Annotated in this window: 16 protein-coding genes and 1 pseudogene; 10 read left to right on the plus strand and 7 right to left on the minus strand. The window is 50.1% G+C overall.

The features are described 5' to 3' along the window. Positions 1-6 precede the first annotated feature (6 nt). Complete coding sequence (locus H141_RS0115585) at positions 7-2229, minus strand: TonB-dependent receptor (RefSeq protein WP_240473135.1); 2223 nt, start codon at positions 2227-2229, stop codon at positions 7-9. 205 nt (positions 2230-2434) lie between these two features. On the opposite strand from H141_RS0115585, the gene H141_RS0115590 reads away from it, so the two are divergent. Together H141_RS0115590 and H141_RS0115595 are read left to right on the plus strand one after the other, a co-directional pair. Continuing rightward, a complete protein-coding gene (locus tag H141_RS0115590; protein ID WP_019677217.1) occupies positions 2435-4546 on the plus strand; it encodes a protein-disulfide reductase DsbD family protein in 2112 nt (703 codons plus the stop codon). 45 nt (positions 4547-4591) lie between these two features. After that, on the plus strand, positions 4592-5203 hold the full coding sequence (locus tag H141_RS0115595; protein ID WP_019677218.1) for a redoxin domain-containing protein: 612 nt from the start codon (positions 4592-4594) through the stop codon (positions 5201-5203). 57 nt (positions 5204-5260) lie between these two features. Here H141_RS0115595 and H141_RS0115600 read toward each other — a convergent pair whose 3' ends face one another. The 6 genes from H141_RS0115600 to mtnK all read right to left on the minus strand — a co-directional run bounded on the left by H141_RS0115600 (position 5261) and on the right by mtnK (position 11710). Further along, positions 5261-6496 (minus strand): ABC transporter permease, encoded by a 1236-nt coding sequence (locus H141_RS0115600; protein ID WP_019677219.1) that lies wholly within the window; start codon positions 6494-6496, stop codon positions 5261-5263. Between the two features lie 4 nt (positions 6497-6500). Then, a complete protein-coding gene (locus tag H141_RS0115605; RefSeq protein WP_019677220.1) occupies positions 6501-7703 on the minus strand; it encodes an efflux RND transporter periplasmic adaptor subunit in 1203 nt (400 codons plus the stop codon). Beyond that, positions 7693-8709 carry an HlyD family secretion protein gene (locus tag H141_RS0115610; protein WP_205620408.1) on the minus strand — a complete coding sequence of 339 codons (1017 nt, stop codon included), beginning with the start codon at positions 8707-8709 and terminating at the stop codon, positions 7693-7695. Before H141_RS0115610 ends, H141_RS0115605 begins: the two co-directional genes overlap by 11 nt. Before the next feature lie 14 nt (positions 8710-8723). After that, a complete protein-coding gene (locus H141_RS0115615; protein ID WP_019677222.1) occupies positions 8724-9704 on the minus strand; it encodes an HlyD family secretion protein in 981 nt (326 codons plus the stop codon). Beyond that, a complete protein-coding gene (locus H141_RS0115620; protein WP_026349503.1) occupies positions 9680-10372 on the minus strand; it encodes an ABC transporter ATP-binding protein in 693 nt (230 codons plus the stop codon). Before H141_RS0115620 ends, H141_RS0115615 begins: the two co-directional genes overlap by 25 nt. Before the next feature lie 135 nt (positions 10373-10507). Continuing rightward, positions 10508-11710, minus strand: coding sequence for an S-methyl-5-thioribose kinase (gene mtnK / locus H141_RS0115625; RefSeq protein WP_019677224.1), 1203 nt, complete (start codon positions 11708-11710; stop codon positions 10508-10510). A 426-nt stretch (positions 11711-12136) separates the two neighbouring features. Here mtnK and H141_RS0115630 point away from each other — a divergent pair, with 426 nt between their 5' ends. The 8 genes and pseudogenes from H141_RS0115630 to H141_RS0115665 all read left to right on the plus strand — a co-directional run. Then, the gene (locus H141_RS0115630) at positions 12137-13387 is read left to right on the plus strand and encodes an HlyD family secretion protein (RefSeq protein WP_019677225.1); all 1251 of its coding nucleotides are present in this window, start codon (positions 12137-12139) and stop codon (positions 13385-13387) included. Positions 13388-13439: 52 nt separating this feature from the next. After that, positions 13440-13589: a DUF1496 domain-containing protein gene (locus tag H141_RS21205; protein WP_019677226.1), complete on the plus strand. Its 150-nt coding sequence runs from the start codon at positions 13440-13442 to the stop codon at positions 13587-13589. A 60-nt stretch (positions 13590-13649) separates the two neighbouring features. Beyond that, a complete protein-coding gene (locus H141_RS21210) occupies positions 13650-13868 on the plus strand; it encodes a DUF1496 domain-containing protein (protein WP_083923071.1) in 219 nt (72 codons plus the stop codon). 221 nt (positions 13869-14089) lie between these two features. Next, positions 14090-14266 carry a hypothetical protein gene (locus H141_RS21500; RefSeq protein WP_019677228.1) on the plus strand — a complete coding sequence of 59 codons (177 nt, stop codon included), beginning with the start codon at positions 14090-14092 and terminating at the stop codon, positions 14264-14266. Between the two features lie 16 nt (positions 14267-14282). Beyond that, on the plus strand, positions 14283-14444 hold the full coding sequence (locus H141_RS21505) for a hypothetical protein (protein ID WP_019677229.1): 162 nt from the start codon (positions 14283-14285) through the stop codon (positions 14442-14444). A gap of 100 nt (positions 14445-14544) precedes the next feature. Next, on the plus strand, positions 14545-14826 hold the full coding sequence (locus H141_RS0115655; RefSeq protein ID WP_019677230.1) for a hypothetical protein: 282 nt from the start codon (positions 14545-14547) through the stop codon (positions 14824-14826). A 12-nt stretch (positions 14827-14838) separates the two neighbouring features. Then, positions 14839-16806: a peptidase domain-containing ABC transporter gene (locus H141_RS0115660; RefSeq protein ID WP_019677231.1), complete on the plus strand. Its 1968-nt coding sequence runs from the start codon at positions 14839-14841 to the stop codon at positions 16804-16806. A 30-nt stretch (positions 16807-16836) separates the two neighbouring features. After that, positions 16837-17052 (plus strand): annotated as a pseudogene (locus H141_RS0115665) (hypothetical protein); the annotation flags it as partial.

Below are 17052 nucleotides of genomic sequence, written 5' to 3' on the forward strand. Positions count from 1 at the left end.
AAACTGTTAGTAGAAGCTGATCCTGAAATCAACACCTAATACCCGCGGTTCATTGACAAAACCGGTCAGGTTGTTGAAATCGATAGCCCCTTTCAGATTATCTTCGTCGGTAATGTTGCGGCCGAAGAAGCCCACTTCGTAGTTATGCTCATAGTTGATATAAGCCACCCGTAAGCCGGCTTCAAAGTTATTGTCAGAACTGAACTCGGCTGACTCATACAGGAACAGGTTGGTTTTACCCTGTAACTGATAATCGGCATACAGATAAATTTCACCGCTGTCGATTGGGAAATCGTAACGGCCGTTCAGGGTTAAGATGGTTTCCGGTGCCTGCGGGAACGGATTACCACGAATAAAGGCCTGGCCTTCGCTGTTTATCGGGTCGAGCACGGTACAGGTGCCTGAGCCGCAAGGTGCTACGGTCAGATTATCGTCCTGCAGTTCAGTGTTGTTATAACTGAAACCACCGCCCAGGGTGAAATACGGCGTAGCGCGCCAGTCAAAGTCGATTTCAAAACCATAACCCACGCCCTGATCGGCGTTGATTAACTGGTTGCCTTGTGTTTCACCACCAATGGCTGACAGTTGAATGTCGTCAATGGTGTAGTAAAACAGGGCACCGTTTAAGCGCAGGGTGTTATCAAGTAAGTCTGACTTGGCACCCACTTCAAACGAGGTGATTGTTTCTGAATCGGCAACGGATGGTGGTGCTTCAAACGCCACATCGCGGCCCTGAATAGACTGGGCACGGAAACCCTCTGCCACCCGGGCAAATAAGCTTGTGGTTGAGGTAAGGCGATAGTTAGCGCTTAGCTCCCAGCTGATATTGTCGTCTGCCACTCTGATTGGCGCATAATACTGCTCTTGGGCAACACCAATGACCAGCGCAAAACCGTTGACGTTTTGCTGGCCAACATAGAAAGTCTTTTCATCGTCGGTGTAACGGATACCGGCAGTGATATCCAGTTTGTCATCTACTTTATAAGAGCTCTGACCAAATAAGGCCCAGCTGGTATTACCGTGGAATACTTCAGTAGCGCCGAAAAAGCCGTCAATGCTGTTTACTGAGAAGCTTGAATCAAAGTAAAAAGCACCGGTTTGCCAGCTCAGGGCATTGTTAGTATCACTGGCCAGCCGGATTTCCTGAGTTACCTGCCTTAAACCACGCAGTTGATCTTCGGTAACTGCCTGAAACGGAATAAAACCCGGGCCGGTTGGGTTGCCGCCATCGATATCACCAATACCACCGCCATCGGCTTTCTCAATGGCAGAGATGGAGGTCAGGGTCATGTCCTGCAGTTCAAAATCAAGCTTTAACGAACCACCCCAGGCATCATAGCTTTGTGGGTTATTCCGGCCTTCGTTGTAGGCTACAGTGTCACGATCGTAATTTTCATTCAGCTTATTACTGCCGGGGCTTAAAATATTAGCCCGGAACAAGCTCGAGGTACCGTCATAATTACGGGTATGCAGGTTCAGAAGGGCGTCAAAACCGTCGCCTTCATATAAGAATTGCAGCCGGCCAGCGATTTCATCATAACCGCCCATAACATCTTTGTTGCCGTAAAAGCTGTTGCTGACCCAGTCGTCACGATGGTTCGACATTAACGATACCCGGGCTGACAGCTCATCCGTTAAGCCGCCGCCAATGGCGCCTTCAACATTACGCATACCAAGGCTGCCGGCGCTGGTTTTAAAATAACCATCGAAATCCTGACGAGGTTTAACCGTGTCAAACTTAATAATACCGGCAGTAGTGTTACGGCCAAATAAGGTGCCCTGCGGGCCGCGGATTACTTCAACAGCCTGCATATCGAATAACGGAAAGCTTTTTAGAATCACGTTTTCCATGACGACTTCGTCCATGATAATGGACACTGGCTGCGAGGCGGCTAAGTCAAAGTCGGTGTTACCTAAACCGCGAATATAAAAACGCGGTGCAGCACGGCCATTTGACGTTTCAGCGTACAAACCCGGTACTTTTACTGCCAGCGCGGTAATATCATCGCCGCTGGAGAAAATAGCGTTGAACCGCTCCTGGCTGATGGTGGCTACCGAAATAGGCACTTCCTGGATACTCTGGCTGCGCTTCTGGGCGGTTATTGTTATCGTTTCCAGCTTATTTTCTTGTTGTTCGCTATCGCTTTCCTGAGTTTGCGCCAGAGCAGCAAAACTACCAGCACCAAGTAAACCGGCGCAAATCGCCAGATTCAGAGCAGACTTTTTCATGCCTTTCATTGAGTTTAACCTTCATATCATCACTGGGGTGGGTATAAGGTTAGCCGGAGTGACCACGACTAACAACAGAATAAAGCCTCGCTAATATAGCATTTTGTCGTGGATTTTGCTGTGTCTAGCTTAATAAAACCGTAACTAAATTACATTATTGAACTTAACTGGCTATATAGCGTATTGAACAAAAAGAGGACTAATAATGGCGTTAGTAACCCGCTTTGGTGTGTGGCTTGCCGCAGTGCTTCTGGCATTAGGGCCGGCAGCACTACCACTGGCTGCCAGTAGCACTGGCTGGCAACAAGCGAAGCATATTCAGGCAGAGCTGGTAAGTGAGTACAGCACGGTTACTGCTGGCCAGCAGTTTGCGGTGCTGCTGCATTTTGAACCGGACCCGGGCTGGCATACCTACTGGAAAAACCCTGGTGATTCCGGCCTGGCCACCAGTATTAACTGGCAGCTACCCGCCGGAGTGCAAGCCGGGACTATTGCCTGGCCAACGCCACAATCTTTTCTGATCCCGCCGCTGGTTAACTACGGCTATGCCGGTCAAACCTTACTGTTAACTGAGCTGACCATACCGGCAGGCTATACCGCAGACAGCCTGACTATTAATGCTGAGGTTGATTGGTTGGTATGTGAAGAAATCTGCATTCCGGCCGATGCCAGCTTTACATTGACGCTAAACGTCGGCGGCCAAGCCGGGCTGGCCGTCAGCCAGCAGCCGTTATTTGAAAAGGCCCGGGCAGCATTGCCGCTAAAAACCGGGGCGGTCGGTGATTATGCAATCAGCGGCGGCGCCTTTTCTGCAGCATTAGATGCGCAGTTGCCGCAACCGCCGGTAGCGTTTTTTGTGGCGGGCACTGAGCTGGTAGACCATGCTGCAGCGCAACAAATTGTGCTGCAAGACGGTAGCCTGCTACTGCAGCAGGCGTTAAATACCTACTTTAGCGATCCCCCAGAGCAGGTGGACGTGGTACTGATTGATGCCGCAGGCCAGGGCTACAGCGCCAGCTTACGATATCGTGAGCAACCCACTGCACAAGGTACCAGTACTGAAATTCTGGTCACCGGCGGCACGCTGAATACTTTTGACTTGTGGCTAATCTTACTGATGGCTGTCGGCGGTGGTCTTATTCTGAATTTAATGCCTTGTGTGTTCCCGGTATTGTCGTTAAAGGCGCTGAGTATTGCCGGCAACAGTCAGCAGCGGCAACAACAGCGCCGCGACGCCCTGCTCTATTCGGCGGGCGTGGTACTAAGCTTTTTGGTATTGGCTGCTTTGCTAATAGCGCTGCGAGCCGCCGGTAATGCGATTGGCTGGGGTTTTCAGCTGCAAAGCCCGCTGCTGGTTGGCCTGCTGGCGTATTTGCTGCTGGCGCTGGGCTTAAGTTTATCCGGGCTGGTGCAGTTTGGCCTCGGTTTAATGAATGCCGGCGGCGAGCTGGCCGCAAAAGGGGGTGGCAAGGGATCGTTTTTTACCGGGGTACTGGCAGTTATCGTTGCCAGCCCCTGCACCGCGCCTTTTATGGGCACCGCGCTCGGTTATGCGGTAACGCAAAGCCCGCAGGTGGCGTTGCTGGTGTTCGCCGCGCTGGGCCTGGGTATGGCGTTGCCGTTTTTACTGCTGGCGTTTATACCGGCGCTGGCCCGGCTGCTACCGAAGCCCGGTGCCTGGATGGAGACTTTAAAACAACTGTTAGCCTGGCCGTTGTATTTAAGCGCAGTCTGGCTGGTCTGGGTATTTGGCCGGCAAACCGGCATAGATGCGGTAGCACTGCTGTTGCTGGGGATGGTGGCGCTTGCTGCCGCCTTGTGGCTGTGGGGCAGAGTGCAACTCGGCGCTGGCTGGGTTAACCGGCTGGCGGCACTGGGGTTGCTGTTGCTGGCGGTTATTACCCTGTGGCAGGTTGCTACGCAGCAAGTGGCAGTGAACAACAAAGGGCAACATACCTCAAACACGACGGAGCACTGGCAAAGCTGGTCACCTGAAAAACTCAGCGAGCTACGCCAACAAGGTAAACCGGTACTGGTCAATATGACAGCCGACTGGTGCATTACTTGTTTGGTAAACGAGCGGGTCGCTTTGAATACCGAGCGCAGCAAGGCGGCGCTTAGTGAATACAACGTCAGTTACTTAAAAGGTGACTGGACCCGGCGTGACAGCGACATTACGGTCTACTTACAGCAGTATCAGCGCGATGGCGTGCCACTTTACGTATTGTACTGGCCGGGGCAGCCGCCACAGCTGCTGCCACAAATTTTAACCCCTGATACCCTCAGGCAAACCTTTGACTCTCTGAGTCAGCAATAAGCTGTAATCAATCACATAAGTAATGAACTAACAGGAGTGATAATTATGAAATTAGCAAAACTGGTTGTTAGCGCCGGCGCCATGCTTTGTGTAACAGCGTTTGCCGCCACCCTGGCCGCCGCACCACAGGTAGGCCAGCCGGCCCCGGATTTTACTGTTAAAGATGCCAACGGTACCAGCCATAGCCTGCAGGACTTCGCCGGCAAAAATGTGGTGCTGGAGTGGACCAATCATGATTGCCCGTTCGTGGTTAAACATTACAGTGGCAATATGCAGCAGTTGCAACAAGACATGCAGGCAAAAGATGTGGTCTGGCTAAGTGTTATTTCATCGGCACCAGGTAAGCAGGGCCATATTGACAGTGCCAAATCCGCAGAGCTTACCAGCAGCCGTAACGCCAGCCCGACCGCGGTACTGTTTGATGAAAGCGGCACTATGGGTAAAGCTTATGACGCCAAAACCACGCCACATATGTATGTCATCGATAAAGCGGGCGTATTGCAATATATGGGCGGTATCGACAGTATTCCGTCAGCCAAGGTAGACGATATAGCCAAAGCCACCCCGTACTTTGCCAACGCTGCCAACGCAGTACTGGCCGGCAACATCCCAGATCCGGCGGTAACCCGGCCTTATGGCTGTAGTGTGAAGTATTAGCGCTATGTCGTAATGCAGTATGGCTCAGCCTGTGGTTGCAGGCTGAGCATAATTGCTTTACTCACTCTGTAAGGCGGTGATCGGGTCTAGCTCGGAGGCTTTAATCGCCGGGTATACTCCAAATGCCACACCGATTAAGGCACAGATGCTAAACGACAGGCCAATGGCTAACAGTGACCAGCTGACCGCCCAGTCGGAGTAAAAGGCGATAAGCTCTGACAGTAAAATACCAAATACGATGCCCAGTAAACCGCCCAGAATGGCGATGGCAAAGCTTTCGGCGACAAACTGAATTTTAATATCGCGCCGGGTGGCACCCACTGCCCGCAGCAGGCCGATTTCCTTGGTGCGCTCCAGCACTGTCGCCAGCATTATGTTCATAATGCCGATACCGCCCACCAGCAACGAAATGCCGGCCACGCAAGACATCACAATATTAAAAATCTGCTGAGTTTGCTTTTGCTGGGCCAATAAGGCCGCCGGCACGATAATATTGTAATCATCAATGTCGTTATGCCGTTGCTTTAACAGGTAATCAAGGGCCCTGGCACTTAAGGCGTTGTTGGCATCTTCACTTAGCTGCAAGCGGAATGAGGTTAGCTCGGCGCTTAGTGGCTCGGCTTTAAAGCGGGTTTGCGCGGTGTTTAATGGCATAAACAGCTGGTTTTGTTCACCACCGAGCTTAATGCCCTGAAATTCGTCACTGCCGGCATAGGGTTCGGCCAGCACGCCAACTACCTGCAGCCAGACATGATTTACTTTTACCGGTTTACCCAGGGCATCGCCGTTTGGAAACAAGCTTTGAGCGACCCGGGCGCCTAAAATGGCTACTTGTGCCGCATAGCGGTTTTCCTGCCCGGTAAAGTTGCGGCCAGCAACAAACTGCAGTTTGCTCAGTTCCATATAGCTGGGTGAGACACCAATCGCCACGCCATCACTTTTGCCTTCATGACTATAAATACCGTGGGTATCCAGGGTGCGCTCGGCACTGTATGAGGTAACCCCGGGAATGGTTGCCACCGCAGCATCAATATCACTCTGGTTCAGCCCCAGCGAGTGCTTGCGCTGCTCTTGTAAGGTTTTTTCATCAAACTTGCGGCCTTCGACAATCAGGTTGCGCAGGCCCATGGTTTCAATGGTTTTTAAGGCTTCACGCTCGGCACCTTCGCCGATATTCAGCATGGCAATTACTGCACCCACGCCGAAAATCATCCCCAGCAAGGTTAAAAAAGTACGAAGCTTGTGCTGGGCTAGTTCGGCCAGGGTGTCTTTAATCAGAGGCGTATGTTTCATGGCGTCAGCTTCCCGGATTTATAAGGGCAATTTCATCACCGGCAACAATGCCGGTGCTGATTTCGGCGTGGCTCAGGCTTTTACTGCCCAGGCTGATGGGCTGTTTAACAAAGTCACTGCCATTGCGTTTATAGACATACAACTGTTGCTGTTCGCTGAAAATGGCTTGTAGCGGGACTTTTAATACGTCGGGTTTTTCATTTACCCACAGCGTGGCTATTACTTTAATGCCGGGCATAAAACGCGGGTCTTGCTGCTCTGGCGCGACTATCACTTCTATATATTTGCGCGGGTCGCGTCGCTCGCGCGATTGCGCCACCGCGGCAACCGACACTATGCTGCCGCTCAGCTCTGCATCAGGCCAGGCTGCCAGATAGAAGCTGACACGCTGGCCGGCTGCCAGCCCTATCGCTTCCTGCTCTATCACCTGCAGCTTCAGATGTTGCAGCGCGAGATCGGGAATACTGCCGATTTTTGAGCCGGGAAACACCATGCCGCCTACTTCAGGTTTTTCGCCACGCCAGTTGGTGTCGAACAGTAAAATACCGGCATGGGGGGCCTTAACTTCTAATGCGGCCAGGCCGCTTTCTGCTTGCTGCAACAGGTTTTGCTGCTGGCCGCGTTGCAGTTGCAACAGCTCCAGTTCGCCACTGCTGCGTTGGCTGAAGCTTTGCTCCTGCCAGCCCAGGTATTGCTGTTTTTCGCCCAGATATTCTTTATTTTGCATCGAATCAAGAATTTCCAGTTTTGAGCGGATTTGCACATCGTCAATGCTGAAGCGATCGGCAAAAGTAAACTCCTGGGCGATCAGGGTTTGATCCAGCCCCAGCGCGGTTTGTTCATTTTGTTGCTCCGCCAGTTTCTGCTGCTCGTCGGCCTGCACGCTGCTCAGGCTGGAGTTGGCTTTGCGCTGTGACCTTACCAGCTGGGTCGCATCGAAAGTGACCACCACATCGCCCGGTTCCACCCGGCTGTATTCTCTGGCCAGGCTGGCAATAAAGCGCGGGCCCTGCACATTACGCGGGGCACTGATGGTGACAGAGTTCACCGCAAACAATTCGCCTTCAGTTTGCACCTTATGCACCAGAGTGTCTGGCGCAACCTTATAAACCGGGATCTGTAACTCCGGTTCGCTGCAGCCGGTTACGGTTACCAATCCCAGGGTTACGGCTGCGGCCAGCAGCGAGCGAAATAGCTTAATTTGCATGATCCGCTCCTTGTTTAGTGTTCAGGCTGATGTTCAGGCGGGCGCTCATACCAGGGCGCATCAGTTCAGTGTCAAGGTCGTTCAGGCTGACGCTGGCGTCCACCACCCGGCGCAGGTTGTCGTTGGACTTGTCCCGCACCGCATTACCCAGGCTTTGCAGCACACCATTAAAGCGTCGCTCCGGATACGCATCCAGGGTTATTTCCACCGCCAGACCGGGTGTAAGTTGTTTTAAATCGATTTCGTCAATTTCTGCTTTAACATACAGGCTGTCGAGCTGGCTGACTTCCGCCACCGGTTGGCCGAACTGAGCACTGTCTCCAACCGAGAATTTTTCGCCATCAAAGCCAATGCTGTACACCATTACCCCGCTGAACGGGGCTTTTACCTGCATACTGGCGATATTTCGCTGTAACTGGCTTACTTCCGATTGCAAGCGGCTGACTTTGGCCGCCAGCATCTGCTCTTCGGCCAGTCGCTGTTGCTGGTGGCTGGCCAGCCGGGCCTGTGCCAGCTGGTATTGGTTGTCGGCAATGGTGAAGTCTATCTGTGCTTTACGCCGGTCATTGGCAGAGCGCGACTGATCGACAATTTCAGCTTTACGCTGCTCACGGTCGTACTCCATCTTGCGTTCGGCCAGGGTCAGCTTCAGCTCTTCATAAGTTTGTTCATCAGTGCGCAACCGGTTAGCCAGTTCCTGCTCTGCGCTTTTCAGTTCAATACTTTTATTATTCAGTTCGTCTACCAGTCTCTGGCCATCAAAAGCCACCACCACGGCGCCTTCAGTTAACATACTGCTTTCCGGTGCTAACTGTTTAATATTGTATTGCCACATGTTGCTGACACTGGGTGGTGAGGCCTTAAACGAATTGGCGGCAGTCAGCTCGCCGGTTGCCCGGACATGACTGCTGACCACAGCTTGTTTGCTGCTGGCCGCTTCCTGCTGACAAGCGCTAAGCAGCAAAGCACTGATAACCACAGCGAGCTTTAGGTAAATAGGTTTCATCGTTATTTTCGCCATTATCGGGCTACCTCAATCAGCATACCCATACCCAGCATCGGGCTGGCAAGCGGCAGGCTGGCAGCGCTAAACGAGGCTTTGTAATACAGGGCATTACCCCAGCTCTGACGTTTTTCGCCCTGTTGCGCCAGTTCACTAAGCGCAATGGTAAAAGGCTGGTCGGGCGCAATATCAAAACGGGCCTGCAGGCCAGCGGCTTGTTGTAAGCGCGGCAAATCGGTTTCATGTACCCAGGCTTCAATATATAAATTGTCTTTGCGGTTCAGCTCGGCAATTATCCAGCCAGGCTGCGCGGTAACGCCGGCATAAATTTTGGTGCCGTACCATGGATGGTTGCCATAACTGATATTGCCATCCTGCAGGGCATACACACTCATCCGGCTTAGCAGGTTTTCGGCATCGGTTAACTCGGCCTGAGTTTGCTCAATCTGCAGCTGCTGTTTGGTCAATGCTGCCTCAGCGGTGATCCGGGCTACGGCTAACTTCTCTGCCGCCTTGCTGGCTTCGGTGCGGGCGCGTTTTTGTTCCAGCTGATATTGTTCGTAATCATATTGGCTTAAGTTAGCCTGCGGTACGCCGGCATCAATGCCGGCTTTTTCCAGCAGTAACTGGCGCCGGTTCAGCTCGTACTCGGCTTCCATTACCGCTTGTTTATGCTCGCTTTTCAGCTGATTTAGCCGCTCCTGATGGTTAATCAGGCTGCTTTTCAGCTGTTCTATCTGGGCCTGGGTATTGCCGGCATCAAAAACGGCGATTAAATCACCGGTTTTTACCGGCTCGCTTTCGCTTTGCAGCCACTGCACCTGTACCCGCCAGTTGTCGGTCATCGGTGCGACTATGCCTTGCCGGTCGGCTGACTGTAAGGTGCCGGTGAGTAAGAGCGGTAGCTCGCTGTCTGGCCCGGCAGCGGCCAGGGCGCCAGCACTAAGGCTGAGCTGGCTGGCGGCCAGTAAAATTAAGCTGAACGTGCTTTGGAACATGCACTGTCCTCCGTGATCTGGCCATCGCGCATCCGGATCACCCGGCCGGCATAGGCGGCAATTTCATCTTCGTGCGTTACCATAACAATGGTATTACCCTGCTGGTGTAGGTCGCACAGCAGTTGCATAATTTCTTTTGAGGTTTTGCTATCCAGGTTGCCGGTTGGCTCGTCAGCAAAAATCACTTTCGGCCGGTTCACCAGCGCCCGGGCAATCGCTACCCGCTGGCGTTGGCCACCCGACATTTCATGCGGTTTATGATCTTTACGGTGGCTAAGCCCTACCTGCTCCAGCAGCGCATTGGCGCGGGCAATGGCCTGCTCCGGCTCGGTGTCGGTATAGCGCAGTGGCAGTGCCACATTCTGGGCGGCAGTAAGGCGGGGCAACAGATGAAATGACTGGAAAATAAAGCCAATATGTTGGTTACGCATCGCCGACAGGCTGACATCATCCAGCTGGCCAATCAGCTGCCCGGCCAGCTGATACTGGCCACTGCTTGGGGTGTCGAGACAACCGAGAATATTCATCAGGGTCGATTTGCCCGAACCAGAGCTGCCCATAATGGCAACAAATTCGTTCTCGGCGATACTCAGGCTGACATCGCGTAGTGCCTGCACCTGGCTGTCGCCATTGCCAAAGTTCTTATAAAGTCCTTTTGCTGTAATCATCCGCTTAATCTGTTTGTGGTTAGAATCGCCACAGTTTGCCATAAGCTAAACTACGCTGATAGCCGGTTATGGCCAACCAGGTTGATTAATTGTAAGCAGATGTAATAAACGTCAAGCAGGCTTTACCTGGTTGGCTCAGCCGGTTTGCTGATAACGCACTAAATTAAGTAACTGGCTGATATTATTGAGATCAGCGCGTTGCATAATCAACTCACGCCCCAGTTTTAACGCGCTGCGCTGACAGCCGGCCCGTTTGCCGGCATCGCCGATGTTGTCAAAGTCGGCAGCATGAACCAGGCCAACAGTGCGGCGGATCAGTTCACAGCCGGCATAACCTGCAGCATCACTGAACACCTGGCGTAAAAAACGCTGCTGATATAAGCTGTTTTCCAGCGCCGGGTCCTGGGTTTCGCGGTTCATTAGTTCAGTAAACAGCTCGCTGAATTGTTGCCATAACTGTTCGGCTTGTTCCAGTAAAAAGGCTTGCTGCTCAGCGGCGTCTTCTGCGTCATGCAAGCTGGGGCAGGCCAGATAATTCAGCAGTAAATTGCCGAGCAGGCAGCCGACATCAAAACCGATCGGCCCGAAAAAGCCAAATTCCGCGTCGAAAACCTTACAGGTTTCATCATCGATAAGAATATTGCTGCTATGTAAGCTGCCATGCAGCAGCGCCTGTGGCTTACTGAGAAAATCGGCTTTGAGCATAGCCACTTCGGCTTTTAAAGCGTCGTCGTGCCACAGGCTTTTGGCTTTTTCCAGAATAGATGGCTCGATATTATTGCGCTCGTGATTACAGTAGGGATCGGTAAAAAATAAATCTTCGCTGATCAGGCACATTTCCGGGTTTAAAAAGCGCACTACTTCGGCCTTTTTGTGTTCGCTGCTCATTACAAAATCACTGGTAAAGAACAGAGTATGGGCCAGATATTTCGCCATTTGCGGTGCCAGGTGGTTAAACTTTTTGCCGGCTATCAGTTCGTTGCGTAAAATCCGGAAGGCTTTTAAGTCTTCCATTAACATGGCGCAGGCCACCGGATCAAAGTAGCGCACTTCGACCGTATGCTCGGGGCAGAAGCGGCGGTGCATTTTTAATACTTCCGCTTCAATCCGCGCCCGGTCGGTAGTTAACGGCCAGCTTTCGCCAACAAAACGGACATAGGGCAGCGCTTGTTTAACAATCAGCGAGGTGCCTTTGTCGTTTTCTACCCGAAATACCAGGTTCAGATTAGCATCGTCAAACTCTGCAGCAGTTAATTTGCTATGGTCGCCAAACAGTTCGCTATGCTCATCAGCAAAGGCCATTGCCTCGTCGGCATTAAAGGTTTTGTACTCACTCATTCAGGGACACCGCTACTTGAATTGATAAAAGCCGGGCTGCATAATCGCAGCCCCGGGGGTAACTTTAGCACAGTGGTGCAAAGATAAAGAACTGCAACACGACGGTAAGCAAGTGCCTGGAGTCACTTGCGCGCTCACTCAGACACTCTGTGACGCCCAAGTAGAGGTTCCAGCCGTTTTCTCGTTCAATCGTCAAATCAGTTGCTCAAAATTTAAGCGATCAAATTTTCTGCAATTTTGTATAGGCCAAAAGTATTAGTGTTAAGCACCTGATTTTACTACCCCCCTGTTAATTTGTTGATTAAATAATATTAATATAACAAAAAAGAATATAACAAATTATTGTACCTAGCCCTTTGTTGTCGTAAATTCCGCCACCTTACAAAGTTTGCAGTATTGTAAACGCAATAGAGGTTTGAGGTTATTGTGGCAGAACAGGGATTGTTTCGCGCTAATGCGGTAAAACAGCAAAGCGCGCGTTTAGATGGCGATGTTATTATTGCCCAACCACTTAGCAGCACAGTGCTAACCACCATTTTATTATGTGTGGTAGTGGCTATTATGGTGTTCCTTAGTGTTACCTCATTTAACCGCAAAGAAACCGTTACTGGTTATTTAAAACCCGATATTGGCCTGGCCAAAGTCATGTCATCCCGCGCCGGGGTGATTCAGCAAGTGTTTGTCGAAGACGGCCAGCAGGTGCAGGCGGGCGACCGCCTGGCGTTAGTTGCTATTCCCGAGCATTTATCGGCTGGCGACAGCCTTACCGGCACCTTGTTTCAGGGGCTGGTGCAGCAAACTGAACTGGTTACCCTGCGTAAGCAACAGCTGCTCAGCCAGTTTGCCCAGCAGGAAACCGAATACCGCAACCGCCTAACTTTAAGCGACAATTTACTAAACGATATTCACGCCCAGCAACAATTGCTGCAGCAGCGGCTGTTGTTAAACCAGCAGCGCCAGCAGGATTTTCAGGGGTTGCATAAGCGCGGTGCTATTTCCACTACTGAGCTGCAGCAACAACAAGAACTGGTGCTGAATATTCGCCAGCAACTGGCCGAACTTAATGCCAATGAACAGAACCAAAAAGCCCAGTTAGCTCAGCTAAGCGGCCTGTTACAGCGCCTGCCCAGCGAGCGTGAACAGCAGTTGGCCTTACTGGACAGCGACATCTCCCGCCTGCAGCAACAACAAACCGAATTAAATGCCCGTGGCGAAATGCTGATCACCGCCCCTATCAGCGGCCGGGTAACTAATTTAATGGCGGAAATTGGCAATAATGTGCGGGTCGGCTTGCCGCTATTAACCATTATGCCCGACAACGCCCAGCTGCAAGCCATTTTGCTGGTGCCGACCCGTGCCTACGGCTTTGTTATGCCGGGCCAGCGCACCCGCTTACGTTTTGATGCCTTTCCTTACCAGCGTTTTGGCTTGTATGAAGGGCAAGTAATAAAAACGGCGCAGGCTATCGTGCTTCCGAATGAAGTCGATATGCCTGTCGCCGTACAGGAGCCAGTGTACCGGGTACAGGTAGCACTGGATTCGCAACTGATCCGCGCTTATGGCAGCACAGTCCCGCTGCAATCGGGCATGCTATTAAGCGCAGATATCGTGCTGGAACAACGCAGCCTGTTAGCCTGGTTGTTTGAGCCGATTTTAAGCCTGAAAGGGCGCTTATAGCTCTTTTACAGAGCAAACCTTTAAACTTAAAAACATCTCAAGGAGAGATAATATGCAAGAACTGAATTTTGAGCAAGTTGAACAAGTAACTGGCGGTACAGGCTGCACTTACGACGGAAAGAGTTACTCTGACGGTTCACGTAAAGAGCAGGAAGGTGTGATTATGCAGTGTGTAAATGGTAAGTGGGTTGAAACTGCTTAACATTTAAATCGATTCGCGCCGGAGATAATCTTCCAGCGCTTGTGACGATAGGATGTGACTATGAACAAAAAATTTCTGATAACTTTGGCATTTTTAAGTGTGAGCGTCAGCTCTTATGCTGAAAATACAAGTAGTGAAAAAGTAGAAAATGTTGACTTTACAAAGTATTGCTACTTTGAGGGAAAATCATTTTCGGAAGGTTCAAGACATAAACAATCTGGCCAGATCGTCCAATGCATCCGTGATGAAAAAGGTGATCTTAATTGGGTTAAAGCATAAAAGTATCAATTATTTAGATGCGAGCAAATGCGATAGCCAGTTTTCTGAGCTTTGCAACATGGTCCCGCTGCAATCGGGCATGCTGTTAAGCGCAGATATCGTGCTGGAACAACGCAGTCTGTTAGCCTGGTTGTTTGAGCCGATTTTAAGCCTGAAAGGGCGCTTATAGCTCTGAATCAGAGCAAACCTTTAAACTTAAAAACATCTCAAGGAGAGATACTATGCAAGAACTTAATTTTGAGCAAGTTGAAGAAGTAAGTGGTGGCGGTGTAAAAAATGTAATTACTGCTGTAGCTAGGGTAGCTGCGAAAGTACCTCACCCAGTAGTTAAAGTTGCAGGTCTTGTAGCATTGGGTGCTGTAGCTGTGGTTGCTGGTTATGAAAACAATGCCGACTAATTAGGAGTTATATGAAATGAAGGAATTAAAGCAAGAAGAGATAAAGTATGTAAGTGGTGGCTTTTTCTGGTTTGCTGCACCAATCGTAGTTGCCGGTGGTTACACCTACGGTAAAGATCGTGCAGAACGCGATAATCGTCGCAAAGAGAAAGCAGAAGAAAGTGCTTGTGAGAAATAAAAAATTCTTATAGTTACTTCGTATTGTTAATATGCCGTATTCGTAACTTTTTTATTATTTATATCTGAGTTCTTTTACGGCACTCTTGTCGAGGGATGTCATGAAAACACATGAAAAAGCATTAAACAATTTTGTAATTTTTTCGGCTTATTTCTTTCTACTATCACAAGTTGTTTCATCCTATTTTTTTCAAATTGGGAGTGGCGCTAATATTTTTAATATTGTAGTGATATTTATTTTAGCACCGTTAGTTGTTAAAAATATAATCGACTCCACAGTGAAAGAAAAAATAAATAATATATTTTTTTCAGTATCAGGAATTTTAATCTATGTAGTGGTTTATTTTACTCTATTTAGCAACTTTTCGTTTGGTAGGTCATAAAATTTTTTTATTATGATCTACCAATCTGAAGCCGCTGAATGCGGCCTGGCCTGTATCGCCATGGTGGCCAATCACCATGGTCACCAGCTGGACTTAACCACCTTACGCAATCGTTATAGCGTGTCGCTAAAAGGCGCCAATCTGCAGCAGCTAATGCAGCTGAGCAATCAGTTGGGTTTAACACCGCGCGCATTAAAGCTGGATTTAGACGACTTAAAAAACCTGCGCACGCCCTGTATTTTGCACTGGGAGATGAACCATTTTGTAGTGCTGAAAAAAGTGCATCGCAATAGTATTACTATTCTTGACCCGGCCATGGGTGAGCGCCGGCTTACCCTGGCCGAGGTAGATAAGGCTTTTACCGGCGTTGCAATGGAGCTTACACCGGGTAACGAATTTAAAAAAATAGACGAGCGGGTGCGCTTAGGTTTAACCGCGTTCTGGACTAAGGTGCAGGGCTTAATACCGTCACTAACCAAGCTGTTTATCTTATCCCTGTTATTACAAATATTTTTACTGGCCGCGCCTTACTATACCCAGTTAGTGGTGGATGAAGTGTTAATTAGCCAGGATAAGCCATTGCTGGTGGTGCTGGCGCTGGGCTTTGGTTTAATTATGCTACTGCGGGTGCTTACCCAAACCCTACGCGGCTGGGTAGTGCTGCATTTGGGCTCAGTAATGAGCGTACAAATGGCCGCGAACTTAATGCGCCACTTATTGCATTTACCACTGAGTTTCTTTGAAAAGCGCCATATGGGAGACGTGGTATCGCGCTTTAGCTCGCTAAACGCAGTGCGCGAGCTGCTGACTAACAGCCTGGTAGAGGGTGTTATCGACGGCATTATGGCCATTACCGTATTAATAATGATGTATTTATACAGCCCGCAACTCACTCTGGTGGTAGGTATTGCCGTGCTGATATATGGCTTGCTGCGCTGGGCCTTATACCGGCCGTTACATCAGCTAACCGAAGCCAGTATCGTCGCTGCTGCTAAAGAGCAAAGCAACTTTATGGAAACTGTGCGCGGTATGCAAAGCATTAAGTTATTTGGCTTGCAAACCCAGCGCCTGAATGTCTGGCAAAACCGTTTTGCCGATGCGGTAAACCAGAACTACCGGCTGGGTAAATGGCAAATTTCTTACGGTACGATTAATAATTTACTGTTTGGTATTGAAAATGTGCTGGTGGTGTATCTGGCGGCATTAACGGTAATGACCGGCGATATGACAGTAGGTATGCTTTTTGCCTTTATGGCCTATAAAAACCAATTTACCGAACGCACCGCCGCGCTGATTGATAAAATTGTTGAAATAAAAATGACCCGGCTACACTTAGACCGCCTGGCCGATATTGCCTTAACTGAGCAGGAGGATGAAGGGAGTGGTGTTGATAGTCGGGAGTTAAGTGGTCAACTACAACTTAGCGATATTCGTTTCCGCTACGCCAGTAACGACCCTTTGCTATTTGATGGCCTTAATTTTAGCGTTAATGCAGGTGAAAACGTGGCGATTATTGGACCATCCGGTACCGGCAAAACCAGCTTAATGAAAATTATGCTCGGCTTGCTGCCAAGCGAGAGCGGTAAGGTGGAAGTAGATGGTATTGATATCCGCCATCTTGGGCTGCGCCATTATCGTAGCCAGATTGCCGCAGTAATGCAGGATGATCAGTTAATGTCGGGCACTCTGGCCGAGAATATCAGCTTTTTTGATAGCCAGATGGATATGCAGCAGGTCATGGCCAGTGCCGAGCTGGCGGGTATTCACCAGGACATTGCTACTATGCAAATGGGCTATAACAGCCTGGTCGGTGATATGGGCAGTTCGTTATCGGGCGGCCAGAAACAGCGGCTGTTGCTGGCGCGGGCACTGTATCGTAAGCCAAAAATATTGTTTATGGATGAAGCCACCAGCCATTTAGATGTGCAGCTGGAGCGCTATGTAAACCAGCTGACGAATCCCCACGAATGGCATAGATAAAACAAATAGTTAAAGGCGAAGGGAACATTCATGGCAGTTCCCGATCTGATCTTTCGCCAAAAACACCTAACCATGAATGCTGCCATGAATGTAAAAACAATGCTCGCCGATTTTCTCTCATTTGTCACCCCTAAAAGTATGCATAAAGCCAGACTTTCTGCGCTAAGTGCTGCTGCACAAAGCCTTATGAAAAAAGGCTGCTGCACGGTTACCGCTATTGGCCGTGAATATGAGAACCAAAATAAT

Origin of the sequence: Arsukibacterium perlucidum DSM 18276, from assembly GCF_000382165.1 — a bacterium.
Lineage (GTDB): Bacteria > Pseudomonadota > Gammaproteobacteria > Enterobacterales > Alteromonadaceae > Alishewanella > Alishewanella perlucidum.

What these genes read in the sequence shown, in the direction of transcription:
- mtnK (WP_019677224.1), bottom strand. Translation starts at nt 11,710, where the DNA reads ATGAGTGAGTACAAAACCTTTAATGCCGACGAGGCAATGGCCTTTGCT.
- H141_RS21210 (WP_083923071.1), top strand. Translation starts at nt 13,650, where the DNA reads ATGAACAAAAAATTTCTGATAACTTTGGCATTTTTAAGTGTGAGCGTC.
- H141_RS21500 (WP_019677228.1), top strand. Translation starts at nt 14,090, where the DNA reads ATGCAAGAACTTAATTTTGAGCAAGTTGAAGAAGTAAGTGGTGGCGGT.
- H141_RS0115585 (WP_240473135.1), bottom strand. Translation starts at nt 2,229, where the DNA reads ATGAAAAAGTCTGCTCTGAATCTGGCGATTTGCGCCGGTTTACTTGGT.
- H141_RS21505 (WP_019677229.1), top strand. Translation starts at nt 14,283, where the DNA reads ATGAAGGAATTAAAGCAAGAAGAGATAAAGTATGTAAGTGGTGGCTTT.
- H141_RS0115620 (WP_026349503.1), bottom strand. Translation starts at nt 10,372, where the DNA reads ATGATTACAGCAAAAGGACTTTATAAGAACTTTGGCAATGGCGACAGC.
- H141_RS0115660 (WP_019677231.1), top strand. Translation starts at nt 14,839, where the DNA reads ATGATCTACCAATCTGAAGCCGCTGAATGCGGCCTGGCCTGTATCGCC.
- H141_RS0115655 (WP_019677230.1), top strand. Translation starts at nt 14,545, where the DNA reads ATGAAAACACATGAAAAAGCATTAAACAATTTTGTAATTTTTTCGGCT.
- H141_RS0115600 (WP_019677219.1), bottom strand. Translation starts at nt 6,496, where the DNA reads ATGAAACATACGCCTCTGATTAAAGACACCCTGGCCGAACTAGCCCAG.
- H141_RS0115590 (WP_019677217.1), top strand. Translation starts at nt 2,435, where the DNA reads ATGGCGTTAGTAACCCGCTTTGGTGTGTGGCTTGCCGCAGTGCTTCTG.
- H141_RS21205 (WP_019677226.1), top strand. Translation starts at nt 13,440, where the DNA reads ATGCAAGAACTGAATTTTGAGCAAGTTGAACAAGTAACTGGCGGTACA.
- H141_RS0115595 (WP_019677218.1), top strand. Translation starts at nt 4,592, where the DNA reads ATGAAATTAGCAAAACTGGTTGTTAGCGCCGGCGCCATGCTTTGTGTA.
- H141_RS0115615 (WP_019677222.1), bottom strand. Translation starts at nt 9,704, where the DNA reads ATGTTCCAAAGCACGTTCAGCTTAATTTTACTGGCCGCCAGCCAGCTC.
- H141_RS0115610 (WP_205620408.1), bottom strand. Translation starts at nt 8,709, where the DNA reads ATGAAACCTATTTACCTAAAGCTCGCTGTGGTTATCAGTGCTTTGCTG.
- H141_RS0115605 (WP_019677220.1), bottom strand. Translation starts at nt 7,703, where the DNA reads ATGCAAATTAAGCTATTTCGCTCGCTGCTGGCCGCAGCCGTAACCCTG.